We start from the raw sequence: 24,859 nt of genomic DNA, 5'->3' as shown, positions 1-24,859 counted from the left end.
ACCGGTGGCCTGAGGCGACGACAGAGCGCCCGCCGCTCGCCCCCTGGCCATTTTCGCCCCTGTATTGCCAAAGTAGATGGTCGTCTGCGCCTGCGCTTTGCCAACGGGCATAAGCGAGGCGTTTCGGCGCGCGATGCTCTCTGCTACCCGTCCTGCGCCGAATACGCTTCTTGGTAGGGATGGTGGGAAATCCAATGGTCGGCGATATCCTGACGACGGCAAATCCACACCCCCTCGTGCTGTTGGATATAATCCAGAAAACGTTGCAGCGCGCGAAACCGGCCCGGCCGGCCAAGTATGCGGACATGCATGCCAACGGAAAGCATCTTGGGTGACGTCTCCCCTTAGGCGTAAAGTACGTCGAAAATGTCGCGCAAATAGCTGTAGAACTGCTCGCCGCTGTTAAACCCCTGTGGCGTGGTAAAACGCATATCATTCGCCTCCAGCGTATAGGGGATGATGAGATGCGGTTTCACCGTGCCGTCCTGACGGGTGACCTGCATCCAAAACGGCAGATCGTCGCCGTAATAATCACTGTCGTATTGGAAACCGTCCTGCTCCACAACCAACCTCCGGGTATTGGGGCTGTCGTGGCCGGTATACCAACCCAGCGGCGCTGTACCGAACAATTGCGTCAATACATTCACCGCCTGCTGCATATGCTGTCGTTCGGTTTTTAGCATCGACGCCCTGATAATGCAGCCAGCGCCAACCGTGACTGACCACGTCATAACCAGACGCCTTAATGGCCTCCACCACCGCCGGATTGCGCGCCAGCGCCATCGCCACGCCAAAGACGGTCAACGGCAGACCGCGGCGGCAAAACTCTTGATGGATCCGCCAGAAACCGGCCCGGGAGCCGTACTCGTACAGCGAATCCATCGACATATGTCTCTCTGGATAACTGGCGGCGCCAATGATATCGGAAAGGAACTGTTCGGAACCTGCATCCCCGTGCAGCACATGACTTTCGGCCCCTTCTTCATAGTTCAGGACAAATTGCACCGCGATACGTGCCTGCTGAGGCCAGCCGTCTTGCGGGGGCTTTCCGGCATAACCGATAAGATCGCGTGGGTAATTGGCGTTAAAAGAGAAACCTTTATTCTCGGTCGCGTCACTCATTGTCAGTTCCTTTTTTGTGAGCCGGTGTTTTAGTTTAGTCCTATAACGCGAGCGGTTAGTTCTTTTTGTGTCGCAATATCCCGCTCGACGCCCTCCTCCGATGGTAACAGCACGGAGGCATTGGCTGAGGCTTAAGTTAGGGCTTCGGTATGGGCACGGACTTGGACTTTGATTTGGGCCAATAGGGCTAAGCTAGTGCCGGTGTGCCTGGTCCTGCCGGTAAACAGCAAAACCGCCTTCAGCGGGTAGCAAGGCAATGTGCGGCCCGATTATCGGCGCCGTTGGCCCATGGCGCATGGTGCACGCAGGGAGATATTTAGGCTTTGTCGCCGCAGAAAAGACAAAACCCCGTATTTTGACAAACACGGGGTTTTAAAATGATTGGCGGTGCGGACGGGACTCGAACCCGCGCCCCCCGGCGTGACAGGCCGGTATTCTAACCGACTGAACTACCGCACCGCACTTGCGCTTTGTCGGGAAAGCGAGGCGAATAATAAGGTCAGGGCCGGTTGACGTCAATGCTTTTTATGCCCCGGTAAATCGTTTGCTGATAAATGCAGCACCCTCCGTTTATTTTGACCTGACAAGGTGATTTACTCGCTTTGCGCAGGGTTTTCCGCCCGCCACACACAGCTGCCGCCATTTTTCTGCACCAGATCCAAACGCTGCTCATGGGCCACCACTTCCTCGTCGCTGGCGTACACCACCTTCAGCGACGACTGGGCGCGTTGCACCCGCTGGATTTGCCCGCTTTCTCCCGCGCCGCGTTGCTCCTGCTCCCCTTCCATGGCGAAACGCATCGCGGTCTGACCACCGGTCATCAGCAAGAACACGTCCGCCAGAATTTCGGCGTCAAGCAAAGCGCCGTGGAGGGTTCGCTTACTGTTATCGATCAGATAACGATCGCACAGCGCGTCCAAGCTGTTGCGCTTACCGGGAAACATTTTGCGCGCCAGCACCAGGCTGTCGGTTACCTTGCAAAAAGTGTCGGTCTTGGCGATGCCGCGGTTAAGCATCCCAAACTCATAATCCATAAAGCCGATATCGAAGAGGGCATTATGAATGACCAGCTCGCCACCGCGAATAAAGCGCAAAAACTCATCTGCCACATCGGCAAACGTCGGCTTATCCGCCAGAAACTCGTCGCTGATGCCGTGCACGTTGAACGCTTCGGGGTCGACAAGCCGGTCCGGTTTCAGATAGACATGAAAATGCCGGCCGGTCAGGCGGCGATTGATGACCTCGACCGCGCCGATTTCGATGATGCGGTGTCCTTCATAATGGACACCTAACTTGTTCATACCGGTGGTTTCGGTATCCAGAACAATCTGTCGCGTAATGTCAGTGCTCATAATGCTCGTTTATGTCAGACTTGGGCTTTTAACATGGAGCTAGTTTACCAGAGATGCGCAAACAGGTTGAAATTTTCACCGACGGTTCGTGCCTGGGCAATCCCGGCCACGGCGGCTATGGCGCCATACTGCGCTATAAACAGCATGAAAAAACCTTCAGCGCCGGTTATCGCCTGACCACCAACAATAGGATGGAGCTGATGGCGGCTATCGTTGCATTGGAAGCCCTGACGGATGCCTGTGAGGTGGTGCTGAGCACCGACAGTCAGTACGTCCGCCAGGGGATGACCCAATGGATACATAACTGGAAAAAGCGTGGCTGGAAAACCGCCGACAAGAAGCCGGTGAAAAACGTCGATTTATGGCAGCGGCTTGACGCGGCCATCCAACCTCATACTCTGCGCTGGGATTGGGTGAAGGGCCATGCGGGACACCCTGAAAACGAACGCTGCGATGAACTGGCGCGCGCCGCCGCCGGCCATCCGGCTCTTGAGGACATCGGTTATCGGGTGGAAGCACAAACGGGTGGCGGCCGGGCGGATTAAAGCGGGTACTTTGCCTTGAAGGCATGCCGCTGCCGGCAGCTGCGGGTGGTGGCGTTAACCGGCCGGCGTAATCCCCGTGAGGACGTTTTGTTCTTCAGCGGCGTCAGGCTAAGAGGGAACGTGCGTTTTCGCGCGACAATGACGCTCAGGCAGCCGATAGCGGGAAAATGGGTGCTGAGCAGCCGCCCTCCCTGGCGCCGCCACGGCAGCACCTGCAGATGGGTGCGGTGCAACACCTCGAAATTAAGCACCCCCAGCCAATCTAAAAGCCGCATCTGCGTATACATGCGGCTTTTGTACGGCTGGCGGCGAAACAGAATCGGGCAGATTTTACCCAACCCCAGCAGACTTACCGGGTTAAAGGTCGTGATGACCAGCCAGCCGTCATCGATGAGCACGCGGTCTACCTCCCGCAGCAGCCGGTGGGGATCGCCGGTATAGGATAAGGTATGGGCCAGTAGACAGGCATCCGCCGACTTATTGGCGAATGGTAACTGGTAAGGGTCGGCGATGACCTGCAAACGCTCGCTCGCAAGCCCCACATTTACCTGGTGAGAAATCGCACAATCGCCGGTATCCAGATCCGCACTCAGCGCGCCGATTTTGAGCAGATGAAAACCGAACAGTTTAGGCCACCAGGCTTTCAGACCCTGCTCCAGCGCCTGACGATAGTAAGCCCCGCAGGGAATATCGTCCCATGAAGCAGGCGCCTCAATCGTTTTGTTACTTTGCGCTGGTTTCATGTTTGTCTATCTTCTAAGAGCCATAGAGAAAATAACGAGGTTAACAATGAATCTTATCAGCATTCCCGCATTGGCGGATAATTACATTTGGCTTTTACACAATGACGACAGGCAATGTCTGGTGGTGGATCCAGGCGAAGCGGCGCCGGTGTTGCAGGCGCTGGCCGACCACCATTTGACCCCTGTCGCCATGTTATTGACCCATCATCATCAGGACCATGTGGGTGGCGTTGCCGAGCTGCTGCAGCATTTCCAGGTGCCGGTCTATGGCCCGGAAGAAACCCGTACCAAAGGCGCAAGCCAAATAGTCAACGAAGGCGATAGCCTGACATTACTAAGACACACCTTCAGCATAATGGCATTACCCGGACATACACTCCGACATATCGGATTTTACAGCGCGCCCTGGCTTTTTTGCGGCGACACGGTTTTTTCCGCAGGTTGCGGCCGGCTTTTCGAGGGTACACCTAAACAAATGTATGAGTCATTTCAGAAGGTTAACCTGCTTCCGTCCGAGACTCTGATCTGCGCCGCACATGAGTATACTTTAAGCAATTTGAACTTTTCCGCCGCCTTGTTACCCGAAGATAGTGTTATCGCAGGTTATCAACATAAAATTAGTGAGTTACGGCTGAAAAACCAGCCCAGCCTGCCCTCTACGCTGCATTTAGAGCGACAAATTAATCTATTCTTACGTTGTCATGACGTTGATTTACAAAACAAATTAAACGCTCACCCCGTTCCTGATGAGGAATGGCGGGTTTTTGCGGCATTACGCGCGAAGAATGATCATTTCTGAAGGTTTTAGTTGTAATGTCCCAGGCTTCAAAGTACCATCGCTCGCCTTCTAAGCGACTATTGACATACAGATGAAGACTCATGCGATTTTATTCGCCTCGGTCTTGCTGGTGGGGTGTCAGGTGTCCAGGCAGGACACACCGCCCCCCGAACAGCATGCACAGAGTGTTTCTTCGGCAGGTCAAGGTGAAGCAGGAAAGTACACAGATGACCGAGCGGGTACCGCGCGATGGCAAGATATCAATAGCAGCCTGCCGCAGGGCGATTTGTGGAACTTCATTGGCGACGAGCTGAAGATGCAGATACCGGATAACGCCCGGGTCCGCGAGCAACAAAAGCGTTATTTGAAACAGAAGAGCTATCTCCACGATGTAACATTACGGGCAGAGAGCCGTACATGTACTGGATTGTCGAGCAGATTAAGCAACGTAAGATGCCGATGGAACTGGTACTGCTACCCATAGTGGAGAGCGCTTTTGACCAGAAGGCAACATCCGCCTCTAACGCGGCTGGCCTTTGGCAGATTGTTCCCCAGACAGGCAAGAATTATGGCATGAAGCAAAATCAGTGGTATGACGGCCGCCGTGATGTGGTGGCGTCCACCACCGTTGCACTGGATATGATGCAGCGGCTTAACCGTATGTTCGACGGCGACTGGCTATTGACTATCGCCGCCTATAACAGCGGTGAAGGCCGTATTATGCAGGCCACTAAGCGTAATAAGGCCAAAGGTCGCCCTACCGATTTCTGGTCGTTGGCGCTGCATCGCGAAACCACCCTTTATGTTCCGAAGATGCTTGCGCTTAGCAACCTCATTAAGAATAGCAAACAATTTGGCATCGCGTTGCCTAAATCGAATGCACAACGCGCGCTGGCGCGGGTGGAAGTCGGTCAGCAAATCGGTTTGACGCAGGCGGCTGAAATGTCTGGCCTGTCGCTGACTAAGCTGAAAAGCTTCAACACCGGCTACAAACGCAACGTGACAGCGCCGAATGGGCCGCATTATATCATGCTGCCCAAGGAGCATGCTTCTCAGCTGCGTACCTCGCTGGCGGAAGGCGATATTGCGGCAGTGCAGTCCACGCAGCTGGCCGATAATATCGGCAGCGGCAGCTATGAGGTCCGTGCCGGAGATACGTTATCCGACATCGCACAACGGCTGAACGTCAAAACCGCTGACCTGCAGAAATGGAATAATCTGCGCAGCGCGCGCAGCTTGAAAGTAGGCCAGACGCTGAAAGTCGGCAGCGGCACGATGCAGATTGCCAACAACAACAGCATCACTTATCAGGTGCGCAAAGGGGATTCCCTGGCGAGCATCAGCCCGCCGGCACGGCGTTGATATTAAAGACGTTATGCGCTGGAACGATGCGTTGACCAATGCCAACAACCTGCAGCCGGGGCTTAAGCTGACACTGTTCGTTAACGGCAAGTCGACGGATTCCTGAGGCAGTGCTGATCGCATCGTTTTTGCGGTGATGTGAGACGGCGTGATGCCTGGGCAGGTTAATGCCAGCGTGGGTAACTTGAAAATGATCTTGCCCCGCCATCTCCGTACAGCTTTTGTATCTTAAGTTAACGAAGCCCGCTGCCGCCGGTATTCTCTCGGAGAGTGATATAGTCTTCCTTCATCGTCTTCACGAACCGTTCGGCCATTCTCTGCGGGCTGCTCACCGCTGTTGTGCAGGGCTCCAGATCCAGTTCTCTGGCGAACCTCTGCGTTTCATGCGCGGTATACGCTGAACCGTTGTCCGTCAACCACTGCACCGCTGTATCGGGTAACCTGTCGCCGAAGCGCTTTTCTACCGACATCAGCATCACATCCTGCACGGTCGAACTGTCGTAGCCTACAGTGCTCGCAGACCAGTCTATGGCCTCTCTGTCGCAGCAGTCCAGTGCGAACGTGACCCGCAGTTTTTCACCGTTGTCGCAGCCGAACTCGAAGCCATCTGAACACCAGCGAATATCGCTTTCTGCCACCGCGATCCTGCACTTATGCTCACGCCTCGGCCGCTCTGGTTTTCAATGTAATAACAGCAGGTTATGCTCACACATGATCCTGTAAAGTCGTTTCGCATTTACCGGCGTCAGTCCCTCTGCGCGACGTTGTTTACACAGGATGCCCCACACCCGCCGATAGCCGTAGCTGGGCATATCGCTGATGATGTCGAGGATGTCCGACAGTATTTCAGCGTCTGCTTCGTCATTACGCCGGTTACAGCGCCTGTCCTGCCAGTCGGCAGAACGCTTAATCCGCAGTGACAGCGGCGCACGCGACACGCTCATGGCGCGGCTGACCTGTGCTATTCCCCGGCCTTTGGCAACAAGGGCGCGTGCGCTATCCATTTTCGTGACTGGCCGTACTCCACGGCTTCTTTTAGGATCTCAACCTCCATCGTCTTCTTACCCAGAAGGCGCTGGAGCTCCCGGACCTGCTTCAATGCAGCTGCAAGCTCAGAGGCAGGAACAACGTCCTCCCCGGCAGTGAGGCTTCCTTCCTGATATTGCTTTTTCCACTTAAACAGCAGGCTGGGCTGGATACCGTGCAGTCGTGCGAGATGGGAGACATTCATGCCGGGCTCCATCCTCTGCTGAATAATGGCCATTTTTTCCTGAGGAGTTTTACGTTTACGGACTTCTTGACCTAACGGGATCCCGGTCATATCAAAATTGGCGTTAGTGTTAGACATATATTCAAGCCTATCTCTTATCTGGAGATACAGCTACTGTCTGGTGTTTCAGGGGGATAAATCAGTGGGTAACTTGAAAAGCAGACGCTACAACGTCTGCTTTTTTTATGCCTGCAGGCGTTACCTAGTCCCTGTACCGATACAGGACTAAGTTGACATCCCAATACGCTAATGGACTTATGTCCCAATACGACAACGGGGTCAGATCCCAACGCGCTGTGGGGTTTACCTTTCGATACCGACAACCGGGTCATACCCTGGTGCGCTGCTGGATTTACGTCCCGATACCGACAATCTTCGGCTCGGCCGGTGTCCGCACACGCCGGGTGGTGTGCTCAAACTCGACCAGCAAAGGATTATGGTCTGAGGCCTCGGTCACCAGTACCGACGCCTCGCAGACGTTCATATCGCGATAAAAGACGAAATCCAGCGGACGGCCAAACGCCCGCCGGCGTTGATCATCGACAAACCTCACCTCGCCGAGGCCCATCCGTTCCGCGAAACGGTAAAGCGCCAGCATACGCTGTCTGCTCCAGGCATTGAAATCCCCCGCCATGATAACCGGGCCGCTGTGATTGCGGATCTGCTCGCCGATGGGGTCCAGCTGTTTGCTGTACACATCAATTCCCAGACTAAAATTCACCGCATGGATATTGACCACCATCAGCAATTGGCCGTTGTGAATAGGATACACGGTGACCAGCGCCGACTTGGCTAACCGTAACAGCGGCTCGCGCTCGCGCAGTGGACAGCAGTAGACGGGATGAGCCGCGGACAGGGTCATTACCCCTGACTGGTGTTGCGGGAAAATCAATGCAGGAACCTGATCCGCCGCCAGATAATGAGAAGTGGCGAATCGGACCAGTTCAGGCGTGGTTTGTGCTTCCTGTAGCAGGACCAGCTGGGCATCTTTACCAAACCCCTGCAAAACCGATAGCCAATTGGCGCGTTGCTGTTTAAAGATATTCCATACCATTACCCGCAAAATGCACGAGCCTGGCAAAGGTTCTCCCGGCGGCAACGCCTGACCTAATTGGCCAGAGGCAAGGGGTGGGAAGATACGCTCGACTGGCTGGCCCGCGACATACCTGACGGCATATGTTTTTTTTGGCACGGTTACCGCCTATTCTCTTAAGTTTTTGCGCCCGAGGCAGTGTTTGAGTTGATTCCCCGCTGTTTTTCGTCCACGGACACCATACTATCTTACGCTTTTATAACGGCCCGGCAAATTCAACGTGACGCCATAACGTCGCGGCCCGACCCACACAGTATATCACAAACACCCTCTACCGGGGCGTGGACCACTGGGCGCGGCTTACGCCAGCCGGGGGCGTTTTGCGGCGGCTAACGATACCCCAGGCCGTCCCGATAAGCTCTCTCGTTGTGGGTAAGCCCGCCGCCGCCAACTACTGCACTATAGTTCAGTATTCATTACTGCCAAACTTGTTTATCGTGAGAGTTTAAAAGTCGAGCGGCCGACACCGCGCTGCAGTCGATAGCATAATCAAGAGGAGTTGAGAGATGGTGGACAATGGCTTTTGTATCATTCATGGTAATATCAATAAAGATATCAGTCTATTGGCACATTGCTGCAGCGGCAATATCGAAATGCTGCGCAACGGATGCCTGTTTACCGGTCGCAAAACACCGGTGCAAAGTTATCGCTTTGCCACCGGTAGCGCCTATCTTATCGGGCTGCTACGTAACAAGCGCCTGTTGCGCCATCTGGCGACGCATTTTACCGGCGGCGTACCCGTGGTTAACGGGGCCGAAGTGCTTTACCAGCTCAGCACGCAATTAGGTTCGGCGGCGCTCGGTCTGGCCGAAGGGGACTTCTGTTTCTTTATTGAAGACAGAAACGGTACCCTGACGCTGCTAACCGATGCCTGTGGCCATAATCCGGTGTATCTGGTCAATGCAGGCGATCGTTGGATCACTGATAAATTGAAACTCATCAGCGCGCTGCATGACCGCGATATCCAGCACGACCCGCAGACAGGCGAAACTGCGGTGAGCATGGGTTGCCATATCCAGCGCATTTTGCCGGGAACGTTAAACGTATTTCGTTTTAGCGACGCCGACTGTGAGGTCTGCGAAAGCCGACAATTATTGCGCCCGGCCAAGATGCCCATGACGATTGAGAGCGGCATTCTATGAGGGCGTTACTGCTCGCCCTATTTTTCTCAGTCAGCGCGACGGGCGCCAACCTGACGCCGGTTCCGGGCGGTAATCAGGTAGACATTGATAATAATGGTAAACCTGACCTGGTGATACTGGGGCAATTCGATAACAATCACACGCACAATTGCCATGGCATCAGTTTTTTCATTCACCACCCGGACGGCGGCTTTAGCATGGTGCCCGTCGCTAACAGCGACAAATTTGTTTGGCTCGATAATCGCCTCACCGCCAGTTCCGCCAAGGTGCTGGTCAACCGCCTGTTTCACGATGGCAGGCGCTATTATTTAGTGAAAGCGCAAAAATATGGCGCCAATCTGTATACCCTACTGCCGGTGAAATTTACCTTATAACTCCTCGGCAAGTATCAGGGTGAACCCGGCGAGCCGCACTATCGCTGGCACGCCTGGCGCTGGCGCAGTTTTCTTAGTCAGCAGCGTTATGCGTCCGTTGAGGAGTCTTTTGCCGAGATCGCCATCCTCAACCCGGATATCCCCGAGAAACGCTATGTTGCGCCATTGCCCGAGGTTGCGCCGTGAGGCGCTTACTCCACGATCAGCAACGGGATACAGCCAGTTATTTTGAACAAATACAAAAAAGCCCTGAACCAATGCTCAGGGCTTTCAATGGAAGTGGCGGTGCGGACAGGACTCGAACCCGCGCCCCCCGGCGTGACAGGCCGGTATTCTAACCGACTGAACTACCGCACCACCGAATCACTACACCCGCCGGATTAACATGAGCGTGGTCAGACGCCTGTTGACCATCCCGGGTGTTACCGCAGCTCGCGCTGCCTGTTGAACCTGCTTGTCACCCCGTGCTGACCCGGTGCGACGTATTGGATGCCTGGCAGCTCCCTACTCTCGCATGGGGAGACCCCACACTACCATCGGCGCTACGGCGTTTCACTTCTGAGTTCTGCATGGGGTCAGGTGGGACCACCGCGCTAGTGCCGCCAGGCAAATTCTCTCTCCGTGCCGCTCCCGCCGCACAGACTGCTCTTGCCGCCCGACCATCACTTGCGTGACCGTCGGGCATTATCCGGAACATCGCTGATATCGTCTCGTCTCTTGCGTTTTTGACGTCAACGTTCGCTTTCGCTCTCGTCTCGCACACGCTCTCAAACAGCTCAGGTGTTGTAAGGGTACGCTTAGTCACTTAACCTCACAACCCTGAGCTGTCTGCACCTTGTCCGACAGGCTGCACGACCGAAATCCGGCGTTGCGCGGTACTCGGCATCCTCATGGACATACAGTCCACCGCGGTGCCTGCGTGCCGTGCGCCTGGGCTTTCAGCCGTTCGCGCCGTCTCGCTCGAGTATCGCCATACAGGCGAGACCCGGCGTAGTCTGCGAAGACCGCGCGGAGACAACAGTGCCTGTCGCGCTACAGTGATAACGCTTACGCGTTATCTCAGGTTTGCTTACTTCGTTTGAGAGACTCGCATACTGAGTTTGCACTTCAGCATGTGTTTCAAATTTTCAGCTTGTTCCGGATTGTTAAAGAGCGGTATTTCGCAGCTCGCTTGATAAACGCGCTCTGAAATACATCAACAGTAGAAAAACCTCTCATCCCACAAGATGACAAAAACATTCCGTGACGGAATGGTGGAGCTAAGCGGGATCGAACCGCTGACCTCCTGCGTGCAAAGCAGGCGCTCTCCCAGCTGAGCTATAGCCCCATGTCGTTCACCTTGCATATGCCGTCGCTCACCCGCGACGATACCGTTTACCCGATACCGGACCGCGACAGGACGACAGCCAGTCTCGATTTCTCCGCTCCAGACGCACAGTCTCGCATGCCGCCTGTCGGCAACAGGTTGCACTGACCATTACGGGAAACACCACGGGAATAAGCAGAACTGGTAGGCCTGAGTGGACTTGAACCACCGACCTCACCCTTATCAGGGGTGCGCTCTAACCACCTGAGCTACAAGCCTATAGAAGGTTTTTCTTTGCTCGCGACAGTTATCAGACAATCTGTGTGGACACGTCACTTAACGTATCGTTTTGATAAGGAGGTGATCCAACCGCAGGTTCCCCTACTGTTACCTTGTTACGACTTCACCCCAGTCATGAATCACAAAGTGGTAAGCGCCCTCCCGAAGGTTAAGCTACCTACTTCTTTTGCAACCCACTCCCATGGTGTGACGGGCGGTGTGTACAAGGCCCGGGAACGTATTCACCGTGGCATTCTGATCCACGATTACTAGCGATTCCGACTTCATGGAGTCGAGTTGCAGACTCCAATCCGGACTACGACGCACTTTATGAGGTCCGCTGACTCTCGCGAGATCGCTTCTCTTTGTATGCGCCATTGTAGCACGTGTGTAGCCCTACTCGTAAGGGCCATGATGACTTGACGTCATCCCCACCTTCCTCCGGTTTATCACCGGCAGTCTCCTTTGAGTTCCCGACCGAATCGCTGGCAACAAAGGATAAGGGTTGCGCTCGTTGCGGGACTTAACCCAACATTTCACAACACGAGCTGACGACAGCCATGCAGCACCTGTCTCAGAGTTCCCGAAGGCACCAAAGCATCTCTGCTTAGTTCTCTGGATGTCAAGAGTAGGTAAGGTTCTTCGCGTTGCATCGAATTAAACCACATGCTCCACCGCTTGTGCGGGCCCCCGTCAATTCATTTGAGTTTTAACCTTGCGGCCGTACTCCCCAGGCGGTCGATTTAACGCGTTAGCTCCGAAAGCCACGGCTCAAGGCCACAACCTTCAAATCGACATCGTTTACAGCGTAGACTACCAGGGTATCTAATCCTGTTTGCTCCCCACGCTTTCGTACCTGAGCGTCAGTCTTCGTCCAGGGGGCCGCCTTCGCCACCGGTATTCCTCCAGATCTCTACGCATTTCACCGCTACACCTGGAATTCTACCCCCCTCTACGAGACTCTAGCCTGCCAGTTTCAAATGCAGTTCACAGGTTAAGCCCGGGGATTTCACATCTGACTTAACAGACCGCCTGCGTACGCTTTACGCCCAGTAATTCCGATTAACGCTTGCACCCTCCGTATTACCGCGGCTGCTGGCACGGAGTTAGCCGGTGCTTCTTCTGCGGGTAACGTCAATCGATAGCGCTATTAACGCCACCGCCTTCCTCCCCGCTGAAAGTGCTTTACAACCCGAAGGCCTTCTTCACACACGCGGCATGGCTGCATCAGGGTTTCCCCCATTGTGCAATATTCCCCACTGCTGCCTCCCGTAGGAGTCTGGACCGTGTCTCAGTTCCAGTGTGGCTGGTCATCCTCTCAGACCAGCTAGGGATCGTCGCCTAGGTGAGCCATTACCCCACCTACTAGCTAATCCCATCTGGGTTCATCCGATGGTGTGAGGCCCGAAGGTCCCCCACTTTGGTCTTGCGACGTTATGCGGTATTAGCTACCGTTTCCAGTAGTTATCCCCCGCCATCGGGCAGATCCCCAGACATTACTCACCCGTCCGCCGCTCGCCGGCAAAGAAGCAAGCTTCTTCCCGCTGCCGCTCGACTTGCATGTGTTAGGCCTGCCGCCAGCGTTCAATCTGAGCCATGATCAAACTCTTCAATTAAAAGCTTGATGCTCAAAGAATTAAAACCGGTATTCATAAGAATATTCGTTGTTCACTCTTCAAGACTCGATATTTCGTGTATCGATATCGTCTTGTGAGTGCCCACACAGATTGTCTGATAAATTGTTAAAGAGCAGTGCCGGGAGGCTGTTTTCTCGACCGGCGCGGGCGACGTATATTACGCCTTCCTCTTACAGAGTCAAGCTTTTATTCGCCCGTAGCGGGCTGCCTGCCTCTGGCTGAGCCGGTGCACCGCAGCGACTGTTCACCGGTCAGCAGAGGCTGCATCATAGGGCCTTCCCGGCCGGTGGCAAGTGCTAAATGCAAAATAAGTTTTAACTGGCAAAATATGCAGCAATTGCGACGGAATAAACGAGACAAACGCGGTAAGGTTTCATGACAAAAACCGCGTCCCGAGGGCCGTGTGCCGTCGTCGGGAGAGGTTTTACCATGAAGATCGGTTATAGGGGGGATAACGTGCCATATCGAGACTACACGGACCGGAGTAATCGTCTTGACCCGCCGCCGTGGGTTTACTGGCTGGCGACGATATGATCGTCCTGTACATCCAGTTTGATCGGTTTGCCCGGCAATAGCTGACCGGACAAGATCTGCTGCGATAACGGGTTTTCGATCTCTTGCTGAATGGCGCGTTTCAGCGGGCGTGCGCCATAGACGGGATCGAAGCCGGATTTGCCCAGCAGCGCCAACGCCTCGTCGCTGATAGTCGTGGTGTAACCCCGCTCTTCCAACCGCTGATAAAGACGCTGCAGTTGGATCTGGGCAATCTCGGTAATATGCTTCCGGCTCAGCGGATGGAACACGACGACTTCATCCACACGATTGATAAACTCCGGCCGGAAATGGTGGCTGACGACATCAAGCACCATATCCTTCATTTCCTGATAGTTCATCTGGCCGAAGCGCTCTTGGATGACGTCCGACCCCAGATTGGAGGTCATAATGACCACGGTATTGCGAAAATCCACCGTGCGTCCCTGACCGTCGGTCAGACGGCCATCATCCAACACCTGCAGCAAGATGTTGAAGACATCGGGATGCGCCTTTTCGATCTCATCTAGCAGAATGACTGAATAAGCACGGCGACACACCGCCTCGGTCAAATATCCACCCTCTTCGTAACCGACATAGCCGGGAGGGGCGCCAACCAACCGCGACACCGAATGTTTTTCCATAAATTCGGACATATCGATACGCACCATGGCATCGTCGCTATCGAACAAGAACGTGGCCAGCGCTTTACACAATTCCGTTTTACCTACTCCCGTCGGTCCCAGGAACATGAAAGAGCCGATGGGACGGTTGGGATCCGCCAGGCCCGCACGGCTGCGGCGAATGGCGTTGGAAACCGCTTCCACCGCTTCATTTTGCCCAATAACCCGATGATGTAAATCCTGCTCCATACGCAGCAGCTTTGCCCGCTCGCTTTCCAGCATCCGCGAAACCGGAATTCCCGTCCAGCGGGCCAGCACTTCGGCAATCTCAGTGTCGGTTACGCGATTACGCAGTAAGCGCATACTTTTTCCTTCAGCTTGCGAGGCCGTCGCCAGCTGTTTTTCCAGCTCGGGAATTTTGCCGTATTGCAGTTCAGACATCCGCGCCAGGTCTCCAACGCGCCGGGCCTGTTCGATCGAGATTTTTGCCTGTTCCAATTCTGCCTTCAAATGCTGGGTGCCCGACAAAGAGGCTTTCTCCGCTTTCCATTCCTCTTCAAGTTCGGAGTAATCGCGTTCTTTTTGCGCCAGTTCGTCATTAAGCATCGCCAATCGCTTGAGACTGGCGTCATCCGATTCTTTCTTCAGCGCCTGCTGTTCCAGCTTCAACTGGATGATTCGGCGATCCAACCGGTCAAGCTCTTCCGGTTTGGAATCGATTTGCATACGTATGCTGGATGCGGCTTCATCAATAAGGTCAATAGCCTTGTCCGGCAGTTGCCTGTCGGCAATATAGCGATGGGACAGCGTCGCGGCGGCAACAATGGCCGGGTCGGTAATCTGCACATGGTGATGCAGCTCGTAACGTTCTTTCAAGCCGCGCAGAATAGCGATGGTATCCTCCACGTTCGGCTCGGCGACAAACACCTTTTGGAAACGCCGTTCCAGCGCGGCGTCTTTCTCGATAAATTTGCGGTACTCATCAAGCGTCGTTGCGCCCAAGCAGTGCAGTTCACCGCGCGCCAAGGCAGGTTTGAGCATGTTACCGGCATCCATCGCGCCATCGGCCTTGCCGGCGCACACCATGGTATGCAACTCATCGATAAACAGGATGACATTGCCCTCTTGCTTGGACAGATCGCTCAAAACGCCTTTCAGGCGCTCTTCAAATTCACCGCGATATTTCGCGCCCGCCACCAGCGAGCCCATATCCAACGATAAAACCCGGTTGTTCTTAAGACCTTCGGGCACTTCGCCATTGACAATACGCTGCGCCAGCCCTTCGACAATGGCGGTTTTACCCACCCCGGGTTCACCGATGAGGACCGGATTATTTTTGGTACGCCGCTGGAGCACCTGGATGGTGCGGCGAATTTCTTCGTCACGCCCGATAACGGGATCGAGTTTGCCTTGTTCGGCGCGCTCGGTCAGGTCAATGGTGAACTTTTTCAGCGCCTGGCGCTGATCTTCCGCGCCCTGATCGTTCACCTGCTCGCCGCCGCGCATCTGCTCAATGGCCTGGGTGATGGATGCTGTCGTGGCGCCCGCCGACTTCAGCAGCTCGGCCAAGGTGCCGCGCGACTCCAGCGATGCGAGAACGAAGAGTTCGGAAGAGATAAAACTGTCGGTGCGTTTTTGCGCCAGCTTGTCGCACAGGTTCAGCACGCGCACTAGATCTTGCGAAGGCTGCACGTCGCCGCCAGTGCCTTCCACCTGCGGCAAACGCTCGCAGGCCTGTTCCACCGCGCTGATAAACGGCACCACGTTAACCCCGGCAGATTGCAGCAGCGGGCGCACGGTACCGCCCTCCTGCTTTAGCAGGGCCGCCATCACGTGTAGTGGTTCGATAAATTGATCGTCGCGCCCGAGAGCCAGGGACTGGGCGTCGGCGAGGGCAAGCTGGAATTTATTGGTAAGACGATCCAGACGCATAACTCCTCCCAAATTGGTCAAAATTGCTACTCTGGAGATTAAATAAGGTCGTTTATTTAAAATTCAAGGATATTTCGCCAATAAGTTGGGAGAAAATTGCTATCCATCCTGGATCGTCTTGGGCAAGAGATTATATCAGCCAGACCAAAGTTGCCATACGTCCGGTGACACCTTCGCGCCGATAAGAGAAAAAAGTGTCGTTTTCCTGCACCGTGCAATGCTTACCGCCATATATGGCGCGGATCCCGGCCGTCCGCAGACGTAAACGCGCCAGTTGATAGAGATCGGCCAGATATTTTTCGCCCCGGGGGATAAAGGCAGCGGCCGCTGCGGGGTCATGGCGGGCGAAGGCATTTTTGACTTCGGCGCCCACCTCAAACGCCTTAGGCCCAATGGCCGGCCCCAGCCAGGCAAGAATGTCCGCGCGCGGCGCCTGAAACGCCGCCAGCGTCTGCTCGAGTACGCCGGCGCACAACCCTCGCCAGCCGGCGTGTGCCGCGGCGACTTCCCGCCCTGCCCGATCGCAAAATAGCACCGGCAGACAATCGGCGGTCATGACGGCGCAGACCTCGCCGGGCGTCCGGGTGTAAACCGCATCCCCACGCAGCGACGGCGGCGGAGCACCATTGAGCGTGATCACATCCATACCGTGCACCTGCGTTAACCAGCGCGGCGCGGCGGGCAAATCTGCCAGCGCCGCCTGCCGGCGACGATTTTCCGCCACGGCCTCGGGATCGTCCCCGACATGGTCGCCTAAATTAAGCGAATGCCATGGCGCGCGGCTCACGCCGGCCTCGCGGGTGGTGCTGCAGGCCCGGACCCGGGCGGGTGCAGGCCAGTCGGGCAGAATCAGCCGGCTCACAGCCAGTCCATACTATCTTTGAACAGTTCTGTATCAGCCTTTAACGCCGCTATAAGCGCCACCATATCCTGCGGCAGCGGCGCGTGCCACTCCATTTCAATCGAGGTAATGGGATGGTAAAGCCGCAGCAGGGTGGCATGCAGCGCCTGACGATCAAAACTGCGCAGCACCTCATTGAAGGCGTCGGAAGCCCCCTTCGGGGGTCGCGGACGCCCGCCGTAAAGCGGATCGCCCACCAGCGGATGATTGATATGCGCCATATGCACGCGGATCTGATGTGTTCGTCCGGTTTCCAGACGCAACCGCAGACGCGTATGGACGCGGAAGTGCTCCATAATACGGTAATGGGTCACCGCCGGCTTGCCCATCGGGTGCACCGCCATGTGCGTCCGCTTGGTAGCGTGGCGCGCGATCGGCTGCTCCACGGTGCCACCGGCGGTCATGGTGCCGATAGCAACCGCTTCGTATTCGCGGGTAATCTCCCGCGCCTGCAGCGACTCCACCAGACGAGTCTGGGCCGGCACGGTTTTCGCCACCACCATCAAGCCGGTGGTGTCTTTATCCAGACGATGCACGATACCTGCACGAGGAACATCCACAATGGGCGGAAAACAGTGCAGCAGCGCATTCAACACGGTGCCATCGGCATTGCCGGCGCCGGGATGCACAACCAGGTCACGCGGTTTATTGATAACGAGGATATCGTCATCTTCATAAACGATATTCAGCGGTATATCTTGCGCTTCCCAGCGCGGCGCTTCTTCGATAAGCGCCTGTATTTCAACAGATTCACCGCCAAGCATTTTTTCTTTGGGTACCGTCGTGACCTGTCCGTTCACCCTCACCAGGCCGTCAAGGATCCAAGCTTTTATCCTCGATCGTGAATAATCAGGGAACAATTCCGCCAAAGCCTGATCTAAACGTTGCCCGAGTTGTGATTCGCTCACCATACCGGTGAGGTGTTGATGCTGTGCCATAATAAGGTATCTTCGTTAACGTTGGGTTTTCACGGCGATGCCGTTTAAAATAGTATGCTATTGTAACTGGTCTCATCCGGGAGCTAAACGGACAGCCTCCCGGAACAACACTCTGAGGATAAGCAAAACGTCATGATGCGTATGAAATATCTGGTGGCAACCGCCACACTTTGCCTGGTGCTGGCGGGCTGTTCCAGTAACAAAGACGTCGTTCCCGATAATCCCCCCTCCGAGATCTATGCTTCCGCGCAGCAAAAACTGCAGGACGGTAATTGCAAGGGCGCAATCAAGGAGCTGGAGGCGCTGGACAACCGCTATCCGTTCGGCCCTTACGCGCAACAGGTTCAGCTTGACTTGATTTATGCTTACTACAAATCCGCCGATCTGCCGCTGGCGCAAGCCTCCATCGATCGTTTTCTGCGGCTCAATCCGACCCATCCCAATGTCGACTACGTCCTTTACATGCGTGGTTTGACCGATATGGCGCTGGATGACAGCGCATTGCAGGGATTCTTCGGCGTGGACCGTTCCGATCGCAACCCGGAACATGCCCGCGCGGCGTTTCGTGATTTCACACAATTGATTCGAGGTTATCCGAACAGCCAGTACGCCATGGATGCCACCAAAGGTCTGGTTTATCTCAAAGACCGGCTGGCCAAGCATGAATTATCCGTGGTGGAATACTACGACAAACGCGGCGCGTACGTTGCGGTAGCCAACCGCGTGGAGCAGATGCTGCGCGACTTTCCCGATACTCAGGCGACGCGCCAGGCGCTGCCATACATGGAAAAAGCCTATCGGGAATTGCAGTTAAGCGGCCAGGCGGACAAAGTGACAAAAATTACGGCGGCGAATCCGGCCTGACGGCCCGGCGAGACGTGATATAGACGGCGGCTTAGGCCGCCGTTTCTATAAGGTTAACCTGATAATATTGCCCCATCGCGCAGACGTTGACAAGGGTAGAAATCCCGTTCCTGACCCCCGCTCACAGATCCCGTTCCCCCCACTGCTACGCCGGGAAAAAAGTGATCTAAATCACACAAAAGATGCGGGCCGCAGATATGCTTAAACTATGTCGACGGAAACACGCAGAGAGGTAAGTCTATGATAATCAACATTACCGGTAAGCAAATGGAGATCACTCCCGCCATTCGTCAATACGCGGAAGAACGGCTGGCTAAATTGGCGAAATGGCAGACCCAGCTGATTAATCCCCATATTATCCTCTCCAAACAGCCGCAAGGTTTTGTGGCCGATGCCACCCTGAGCACGCCCAATGGACAACTGGTGGCCAGCGCGACCCACCAGGATATGTATCTGGCCATCAACGAGCTGCTGGCGAAACTTGAACGTCAAATCAATAAAGTCCAGCACAAGGGTGAAGCGCGCCGCGCCTCGGAATGCGTCAAAACCACGAATCTCATGGCGGTGTAACCCTGCCGTCCGGGTAAACCACCCGCCCGTCAGTGAGCAAGAAGTCGAACAACGCGCCCCCAGGGCGCGTTTTATATTGACAGAGAGAAAAGCGAGCGGTTACTATACCCCCTATTCTTCATTCCATAGAGTTAACCATAACAACACCGTAGTTTTTCTTCGCTTTCTTTTTTATCTTCCGTTGCTAGTAGTCCGCGCTCGTCGTGTGAGAAATAAAGCGAAGACGAACCACTAAGCCTCCTGAAACAGGGGGCTTTTTTTTGCTGGCGTGAAAGGTAACCCACATTATGAATGACAACACTTTATTGACGCTGCGCGATCGAATAAGCGCACTGGATCTCAATTTGCTGTCTTTACTGGCGGAAAGACGCGCTCTGGCATTGGACGTCGCGCGAAGCAAAATAGCCTCCCAGCGACCAATACGCGATATGGCGCGCGAGCGCGAACTGCTAAAACGCCTGGTCACCGAGGGGCAAAAACGTGATCTTGACGGCTTCTATGTTACCCGATTGTTTCAAATGATTATTGAAGATTCGGTATTAACGCAGCAGGCCCTGCTGCAGTTGGATCTGAATCACCAGGAACAGCGTTCAGCGCGCGTCGCCTTTCTTGGCCCCAAAGGCTCCTATTCTCATCTGGCGGCGCGGCAGTACGGCGCGCGCTATTTTGAGCAGGTGGTCGAATGCGGTTGCCAAAAATTCTCAGATATCGTGCAGTTAGTGGAAACGGGCCAAGCGGAATACGGTATTCTGCCGATCGAAAACAGCAGCTCAGGTTCTATCAACGAGGTGTACGACCTGCTGCAACACACTCACCTGTCTTTGGTGGGCGAAATCGCTATCCCGATTGATCACTGCATTCTGGTTAGCGGCAATACCAACCTCGAGCGTATCGAGGTCATCTACAGCCATCCGCAGCCTTTCCAACAATGCAGCCAGTTCTTAGGACGTTTTCCACAGTGGCAATTCGATTATTGCGAAAGCACCGCCGCAGCCATGGAAAAAGTGGCGCAGCTCAACCGTCCGACGGTCGCCGCGCTGGTCAGCGGCCAGGGTGGCGCTTTATACGGTCTACAGGTGCTGGAAAGTAACCTGGCCAACCAGCAGCAGAATATAACCCGCTTTATTGTGCTGGCCCGCAAACCCATCGATGTCACCGAGCAAGTGCCGGCTAAAACCACGCTTATCATGGCAACCGGCCAGCAGTCCGGCGCCCTGGTTGAGGCGCTGTTGGTGCTTCGGACCCACGGTATTGTGATGACGCGCCTGGAATCCCGGCCGATACACGGTAATGCGCATGAAGAGATGTTTTATATTGATGTGCAGGCCAATTTGCGTAGCGGAAAAATGCAGAAAGCGCTGCGCGAACTGCAAGCCATTACGCGTTCGTTAAAGGTGTTAGGCTGCTACCCCAGCGAAAATGTCTTGCCGGTGGATCAGGAGTAACCTGCATCTGCAATCTGCATCTGTAACCTGCACGGCGTCGGTGCCGCCGTGCTTCCTGTTTACCTGTTCCCACGCCTATGTACAGCTATCTTTGGACCTATCAACGGCTATCTTTGGCCTGACGCAGTAACACCCGGCTTTCCGCCAGGAAATGGTCGGCATAATCACCAAACCAGCGGCCGATGTGGGCGAAACGGGCGATAAACGCCTGCTTGTCGCCCTGTTCCAAAAGTTCGATTGCCGCCCCGAAACGTTGATAGTAACGTTTAATAAGCGCCAGGTTATCCTCCGACGCCATAATGATATCGGCATACAGCTGCGGATCCTGCGCAAACAGGCGACCTATCATCGCCAGCTCGAGGCGATAAATCGGTGAGGACAGCGCTAACAATTGCTCCAAATCGACATTTTCCTCGGCCAAATGCATGCCGTAGGCAAAAGTGGCGAAATGACGTAGCGCCTGGATGAAGGACATATTTTGGTCGTGTTCGATGGCGCTAATGCGATGCAATCGCGCGCCCCACACTTGGATCTGTTCCAGCAGCCATTGATAAGCTTCCGGCTCGCGCCCCTCGCAGTAAACGACCACTTGTTTAGCCAGGCTGCCACTATCGGGACCGAACATGGGGTGCAGGCCCAAGACCGGCCCATTGTGCACCGCCAGCATCGCCTGCAGCGGCGCGTTTTTCACCGAGGTCAGATCCACCAAAATGCAATCTTCCGGCAGGGGTGGCAATTGCTCAATAACCGGCACGGTCAAATGGATCGGCACGCTGACGATGACCAACCCCGCATCGGCCAATAAGGCTTCAGCGCGCGGCCAGTCCTATTTTTCCAAAACGCGTACACTGTATCCCGACAGCGTCAACATTTTGTCAAACAAGCGCCCTATTTGGCCGCGGCCGCCAATGATCACCACCGGGCGCAATTGTGGGCACAGCATTTTAAAGCCTTTGTCGTTTTCGCTGGTGTAAGATTCCCGCATCAGGCGGCGCAAAACATCCTCAATCAAATCGGGTTGCACGCCCATTGCTGCCGCCTCACGATCGGGCGCATAGATAGGCAGGCCGGCACGGCTTTTCACTTCACCGACCGCGGCCACCAGCGACAGGCGTTTGGCCAACAGATCCAGCAGGGCCTTATCCACTTCATCAATCTTGTCCCGCAGGACGCTAAGCTCTGCTACCATGCCGCGACTTCCCCCGCGACCTGTCGCGGCGGCAGCACCTTTTGCAATTCGTCGTGCAGCTGACGCAGCAGGCTATCGGTGCTTTCCCAATCAATACAGGCATCGGTCACCGACACGCCGTAACGCATTTCCTCTCGCGGCAATTCCGAGTATTGATTACCGGCATGGATATGGCTTTCCAGCATTAAACCGATAATGGAACGGTTACCGGCTTTGATTTGCGCCAGCGCCGACTGCGCTACCTCGGCCTGGCGGCGGTAATCTTTATTGGAGTTACCGTGGCTGCAATCGATCATCAAGGCCGCAGACAGCCATGCCGCCGCCATCTGGCGCTCGCAGTCGACGATATCTTGCGGGTGATAATTCGGCTGCTTGCCGCCGCGCAAAATCACATGACCGTCAGGATTACCCCGTGTTTGCAATAAACACACCTGTCCTGCCTGATTAATGCCCATAAAACGGTGGGCCATTGCCGCAGCACGCATCGCATTAATCGCGGTCGCCAGACTACCGTCGGTGCCGTTTTTGAAGCCTACCGGCATAGACAGCCCGGACGCCATTTCCAGATGGGTCTGGGATTCGGTAGTCCGTGCACCAATCGCCGACCAACTGAACAGATCGCCAAGGTATTGCGGGCTATTGGGGTCCAAGGCTTCCGTTGCCAAAGGCAACCCTATCCGAACCAGTTCCAGCAACAGACCGCGGGCGATTTGCAGCCCGGCCTCGACATCAAACGAACCATCCATGTAGGGATCGTTAATCAGGCCTTTCAAGCCAACCGTGGTACGGGGTTTTTCAAAATAGACGCGCATAACAATATACAGCTGATCGCTCAATTCAGCTGACAGGTCTTGCAAACGGCGGGCATAGTCAAGGGCTGCATCGGTATCGTGGATAGAACAAGGTCCACAGACCACCAACAGGCGCGGATCGCGGCCATGAAGGATGTTGGCGATCGTGCGCCGGGATTCAGCAATAGCGTGCTGCTACGCCTCGCTTAAAGGAAATTGACGTTTTAATTCTTTGGGGGTGATCATTACCTGTTCATCACTAATATGGACATTATTGAGCGCGTCTTTTTGCATGATACTGATCCTGACTAAAATAAGATGGCCGCAAAGCATTACATTAAACCATTACGCCAAAGCGTATAAATAGCTACCTTAACAGCAATCGTAAAGTTTTCAATCCAAAAGTGTAAATAATTTATTACTCATGGAACTTTATCCTGTGCCGACCTTGATCGGCAAATCAGCTTCAAAAGAAGCGGCGTCTGGAAAAAAATTACGCTGAAAGCGCGCGATACAGCGGTATGATACGCATCCCACGCCAAAATTTGAATCATTTGTTAGACATAAGAAGGCAAAAAACTAGCCAACGTGTAAATAATAAATTACACTTACCGCCCGAAGTAGAGCAGGTCCCTCATGCTTTGTGACTGAGAATGCGGCTGAGGGGGAGGTTCTACGCCAGCATGGCGAACAAAGCGACGTCGATATAGCGGCCGACTCTAATGGTCGGCGGCGGGCCCGCCAGCATGGCGAACAAAGCGACGTCGGTATAGCGGCCGACTTTGATGGTCGGCGGCGGGCCCGCCAGCATGACGAATAAAGCGACGTCGGTATAGTGGCCGACTCTGATGGTCAGCGGCGCTCCCCCGGCGTGGCGAACAAAGAGACGTCGGTATAGCGGCCGACTCTGATGGTCAGCGGCGCTCCCCCGGCGTGGCGAACAAAGAGACGTCGGTATAGCGGCCGACTTTTATGGTCGGCGGCGGTCCGCCAGCGTGATGAATAAAGCGACGTCGGTATAGCGGCCGACTTTAATGGTCGGTGGCGGGCCGCCAGCATGGCGAATAAAGCGACGTCGGTATAGTGGCCGACTCTGATGGTCAGCAGCGGGCTCCCCCCCGGCGTGGCGAATAAAGCGACGCCGTTAGAGCGTCAAGTTTTGGTGGTCGGCGCCACCCGCCAGCATGGCGAAGACTGCCTATCGCCTTGAGACGGGTTTACCCTATAATTAATTCAGTCACTCTTTACCGATAATTAAGATGAGAATAAAAACGCTTTTTTTCCCCTGGGCGTTACTCATGCTGGCAGGCTGCAGCAGTAGCGCGATATAACCGCCAGCGCAGCCTCAGGGGAGTCAGCATGGCATCAGGCCGGCTATCGCGACGCTATGGCCGGTAAAGCGGTGCGCGATAATGACACCCTGACCGAATGGTATGGCACGCCACACGTTGATAGAGAGGACTATCTCTCGGGCTACACGGCGGTACAGGCCGACCTCTGTCGTGCCGCCACCCTACGTGCGTGGGGGGAAAAAGGCCGTAATTTCCCTGCCAGTTGCGATGGTATCGCCAACGCTGAGCAATTGCGCCAACAATGGCAAACGGGAATGGATCGCGCTAGCCGATAAATCACACCTCCCTTCAGGCGGTATAGGAAACCCCGACCAAAATGACTGTGTTGAGTTATCCGCTTTTGTTGCCAATACTCTATGGCTGGGAAACGACGGCGCCCGACGTCCATAGTGTCTCAGTCATAATGGGGCAGGTTTGCGACTCGCGCCGATAAGTCATTCACTATTACAGAATAAGGATCGGTCGTCGCACGCGAGCAGAATAACGTTCCGGTGCGGCAGCGGCTTTTTCAAAACCAAACTGTAGCGCTATTCTATAATTATGGAATGATGGCTTATGCTATTGCTGATAGCCTTAATACCGAACTTAAATATTAACGCAACATGAAGTCAGAAAGATTCTCGTGTTATGAAAACAACGACTCTTCTGCTCGATGGTTATCCTGCTGTCAAAGTCGATTTGCGTTACGAGGTTGAAAATAGATATGGTAAATCAGACTGA

15 protein-coding genes, 4 tRNA genes, 2 rRNA genes, 5 pseudogenes and 1 other annotated feature are annotated in these 24,859 nt (G+C 54.8%); of the genes and pseudogenes, 9 read left to right on the top strand and 17 right to left on the bottom strand.

Going from position 1 to position 24,859, the window contains the following annotated elements:
- Nucleotides 1-143: 143 nt before the first annotated feature.
- The 3 genes and pseudogenes from puuE to dnaQ all read right to left on the bottom strand — a co-directional run bounded on the left by puuE (nucleotide 144) and on the right by dnaQ (nucleotide 2,474).
- Nucleotides 144-1,122 (bottom strand): annotated as a pseudogene (puuE, locus tag JZM24_RS04815) (allantoinase PuuE).
- A gap of 382 nt (nucleotides 1,123-1,504) precedes the next feature.
- A tRNA-Asp gene (locus JZM24_RS04810) sits at nucleotides 1,505-1,581 on the bottom strand.
- 134 nt (nucleotides 1,582-1,715) lie between these two features.
- The gene (dnaQ, locus tag JZM24_RS04805) at nucleotides 1,716-2,474 is read right to left on the bottom strand and encodes a DNA polymerase III subunit epsilon (protein ID WP_215668806.1); all 759 of its coding nucleotides are present in this window, start codon (nucleotides 2,472-2,474) and stop codon (nucleotides 1,716-1,718) included.
- A 53-nt stretch (nucleotides 2,475-2,527) separates the two neighbouring features.
- On the opposite strand from dnaQ, the gene rnhA reads away from it, so the two are divergent.
- A complete protein-coding gene (gene rnhA / locus JZM24_RS04800; RefSeq protein WP_215668804.1) occupies nucleotides 2,528-3,019 on the top strand; it encodes a ribonuclease HI in 492 nt (163 codons plus the stop codon).
- On the opposite strand, the gene JZM24_RS04795 is transcribed toward rnhA, so the two are convergent.
- Nucleotides 3,016-3,762: a class I SAM-dependent methyltransferase gene (locus JZM24_RS04795; RefSeq protein ID WP_215668798.1), complete on the bottom strand. Its 747-nt coding sequence runs from the start codon at nucleotides 3,760-3,762 to the stop codon at nucleotides 3,016-3,018. The genes rnhA and JZM24_RS04795 overlap by 4 nt on opposite strands.
- Before the next feature lie 46 nt (nucleotides 3,763-3,808).
- On the opposite strand from JZM24_RS04795, the gene gloB reads away from it, so the two are divergent.
- Both gloB and mltD read left to right on the top strand, forming a co-directional pair.
- Entirely contained in the window at nucleotides 3,809-4,561 is a 753-nt protein-coding gene (gene gloB, locus JZM24_RS04790; protein WP_215670009.1) for a hydroxyacylglutathione hydrolase, read from the top strand.
- Between the two features lie 70 nt (nucleotides 4,562-4,631).
- A pseudogene (gene mltD / locus JZM24_RS04785) lies at nucleotides 4,632-6,008 on the top strand (murein transglycosylase D).
- A gap of 160 nt (nucleotides 6,009-6,168) precedes the next feature.
- On the opposite strand, the pseudogene JZM24_RS04780 reads toward mltD, so the two are convergent.
- Both JZM24_RS04780 and JZM24_RS04775 read right to left on the bottom strand, forming a co-directional pair.
- Nucleotides 6,169-7,223 (bottom strand): annotated as a pseudogene (locus JZM24_RS04780) (IS3 family transposase); the annotation flags it as partial.
- 301 nt (nucleotides 7,224-7,524) lie between these two features.
- Nucleotides 7,525-8,364 (bottom strand): endonuclease/exonuclease/phosphatase family protein, encoded by an 840-nt coding sequence (locus tag JZM24_RS04775; protein ID WP_215668797.1) that lies wholly within the window; start codon nucleotides 8,362-8,364, stop codon nucleotides 7,525-7,527.
- A gap of 407 nt (nucleotides 8,365-8,771) precedes the next feature.
- Here JZM24_RS04775 and JZM24_RS04770 point away from each other — a divergent pair, with 407 nt between their 5' ends.
- Both JZM24_RS04770 and JZM24_RS04765 read left to right on the top strand, forming a co-directional pair.
- On the top strand, nucleotides 8,772-9,407 hold the full coding sequence (locus JZM24_RS04770; protein WP_215668796.1) for a carbapenam-3-carboxylate synthase domain-containing protein: 636 nt from the start codon (nucleotides 8,772-8,774) through the stop codon (nucleotides 9,405-9,407).
- Complete coding sequence (locus JZM24_RS04765) at nucleotides 9,404-9,781, top strand: carbapenem self-resistance protein CarG family protein (protein WP_215668794.1); 378 nt, start codon at nucleotides 9,404-9,406, stop codon at nucleotides 9,779-9,781. The genes JZM24_RS04770 and JZM24_RS04765 overlap by 4 nt, the downstream gene beginning before the upstream one ends.
- A gap of 280 nt (nucleotides 9,782-10,061) precedes the next feature.
- Here JZM24_RS04765 and JZM24_RS04760 read toward each other — a convergent pair.
- From JZM24_RS04760 to rluD, 8 genes are all read right to left on the bottom strand, one after another.
- Nucleotides 10,062-10,138, bottom strand: a tRNA-Asp gene (locus JZM24_RS04760).
- Between the two features lie 134 nt (nucleotides 10,139-10,272).
- Nucleotides 10,273-10,388: ribosomal RNA gene (rrf, locus tag JZM24_RS04755) — 5S ribosomal RNA — on the bottom strand.
- Nucleotides 10,389-11,032: 644 nt separating this feature from the next.
- A tRNA-Ala gene (locus JZM24_RS04750) sits at nucleotides 11,033-11,108 on the bottom strand.
- A gap of 181 nt (nucleotides 11,109-11,289) precedes the next feature.
- A tRNA-Ile gene (locus JZM24_RS04745) sits at nucleotides 11,290-11,366 on the bottom strand.
- Nucleotides 11,367-11,440: 74 nt separating this feature from the next.
- A 16S ribosomal RNA gene (locus JZM24_RS04740) occupies nucleotides 11,441-12,982 on the bottom strand.
- A 533-nt stretch (nucleotides 12,983-13,515) separates the two neighbouring features.
- Complete coding sequence (gene clpB / locus JZM24_RS04735) at nucleotides 13,516-16,089, bottom strand: ATP-dependent chaperone ClpB (RefSeq protein WP_215668793.1); 2,574 nt, start codon at nucleotides 16,087-16,089, stop codon at nucleotides 13,516-13,518.
- 130 nt (nucleotides 16,090-16,219) lie between these two features.
- Entirely contained in the window at nucleotides 16,220-16,951 is a 732-nt protein-coding gene (yfiH, locus tag JZM24_RS04730; RefSeq protein WP_215668791.1) for a purine nucleoside phosphorylase YfiH, read from the bottom strand.
- Entirely contained in the window at nucleotides 16,948-17,928 is a 981-nt protein-coding gene (rluD, locus tag JZM24_RS04725; protein ID WP_215668789.1) for a 23S rRNA pseudouridine(1911/1915/1917) synthase RluD, read from the bottom strand. Before rluD ends, yfiH begins: the two co-directional genes overlap by 4 nt.
- A 132-nt stretch (nucleotides 17,929-18,060) precedes the next feature.
- Between rluD and bamD the strand changes: the two genes are divergently transcribed.
- The 3 genes from bamD to pheA all read left to right on the top strand — a co-directional run bounded on the left by bamD (nucleotide 18,061) and on the right by pheA (nucleotide 20,807).
- Nucleotides 18,061-18,792, top strand: coding sequence for an outer membrane protein assembly factor BamD (gene bamD, locus JZM24_RS04720; RefSeq protein ID WP_215668788.1), 732 nt, complete (start codon nucleotides 18,061-18,063; stop codon nucleotides 18,790-18,792).
- A 240-nt stretch (nucleotides 18,793-19,032) separates the two neighbouring features.
- Nucleotides 19,033-19,362 (top strand): ribosome-associated translation inhibitor RaiA, encoded by a 330-nt coding sequence (gene raiA, locus JZM24_RS04715; protein WP_215668786.1) that lies wholly within the window; start codon nucleotides 19,033-19,035, stop codon nucleotides 19,360-19,362.
- A 136-nt stretch (nucleotides 19,363-19,498) separates the two neighbouring features.
- Nucleotides 19,499-19,625: a sequence feature (Phe leader region), on the top strand.
- 24 nt (nucleotides 19,626-19,649) lie between these two features.
- Entirely contained in the window at nucleotides 19,650-20,807 is a 1,158-nt protein-coding gene (pheA, locus tag JZM24_RS04710) for a bifunctional chorismate mutase/prephenate dehydratase (protein ID WP_215668784.1), read from the top strand.
- Nucleotides 20,808-20,907: 100 nt separating this feature from the next.
- Here pheA and tyrA read toward each other — a convergent pair.
- From tyrA to JZM24_RS04695, 3 genes and pseudogenes are all read right to left on the bottom strand, one after another.
- A pseudogene (tyrA, locus tag JZM24_RS04705) lies at nucleotides 20,908-21,996 on the bottom strand (bifunctional chorismate mutase/prephenate dehydrogenase).
- Nucleotides 21,990-23,081 (bottom strand): annotated as a pseudogene (locus JZM24_RS04700) (3-deoxy-7-phosphoheptulonate synthase). Before JZM24_RS04700 ends, tyrA begins: the two co-directional pseudogenes overlap by 7 nt.
- Before the next feature lie 379 nt (nucleotides 23,082-23,460).
- Complete coding sequence (locus JZM24_RS04695) at nucleotides 23,461-23,598, bottom strand: hypothetical protein (protein WP_215668783.1); 138 nt, start codon at nucleotides 23,596-23,598, stop codon at nucleotides 23,461-23,463.
- 576 nt (nucleotides 23,599-24,174) lie between these two features.
- Between JZM24_RS04695 and JZM24_RS04690 the strand changes: the two genes are divergently transcribed.
- Nucleotides 24,175-24,414: a DUF2799 domain-containing protein gene (locus JZM24_RS04690; RefSeq protein ID WP_246579879.1), complete on the top strand. Its 240-nt coding sequence runs from the start codon at nucleotides 24,175-24,177 to the stop codon at nucleotides 24,412-24,414.
- Nucleotides 24,415-24,859: the final 445 nt, after the last annotated feature.

The organism is Candidatus Sodalis endolongispinus (assembly GCF_018777395.1).
GTDB classification, from domain to species: Bacteria; Pseudomonadota; Gammaproteobacteria; order Enterobacterales; family Enterobacteriaceae; genus Sodalis_B; species Sodalis_B endolongispinus.
The sequence above is the reverse complement of the archived record's forward strand: the minus strand, read 5'-3'. Positions and strand labels throughout refer to the sequence as shown.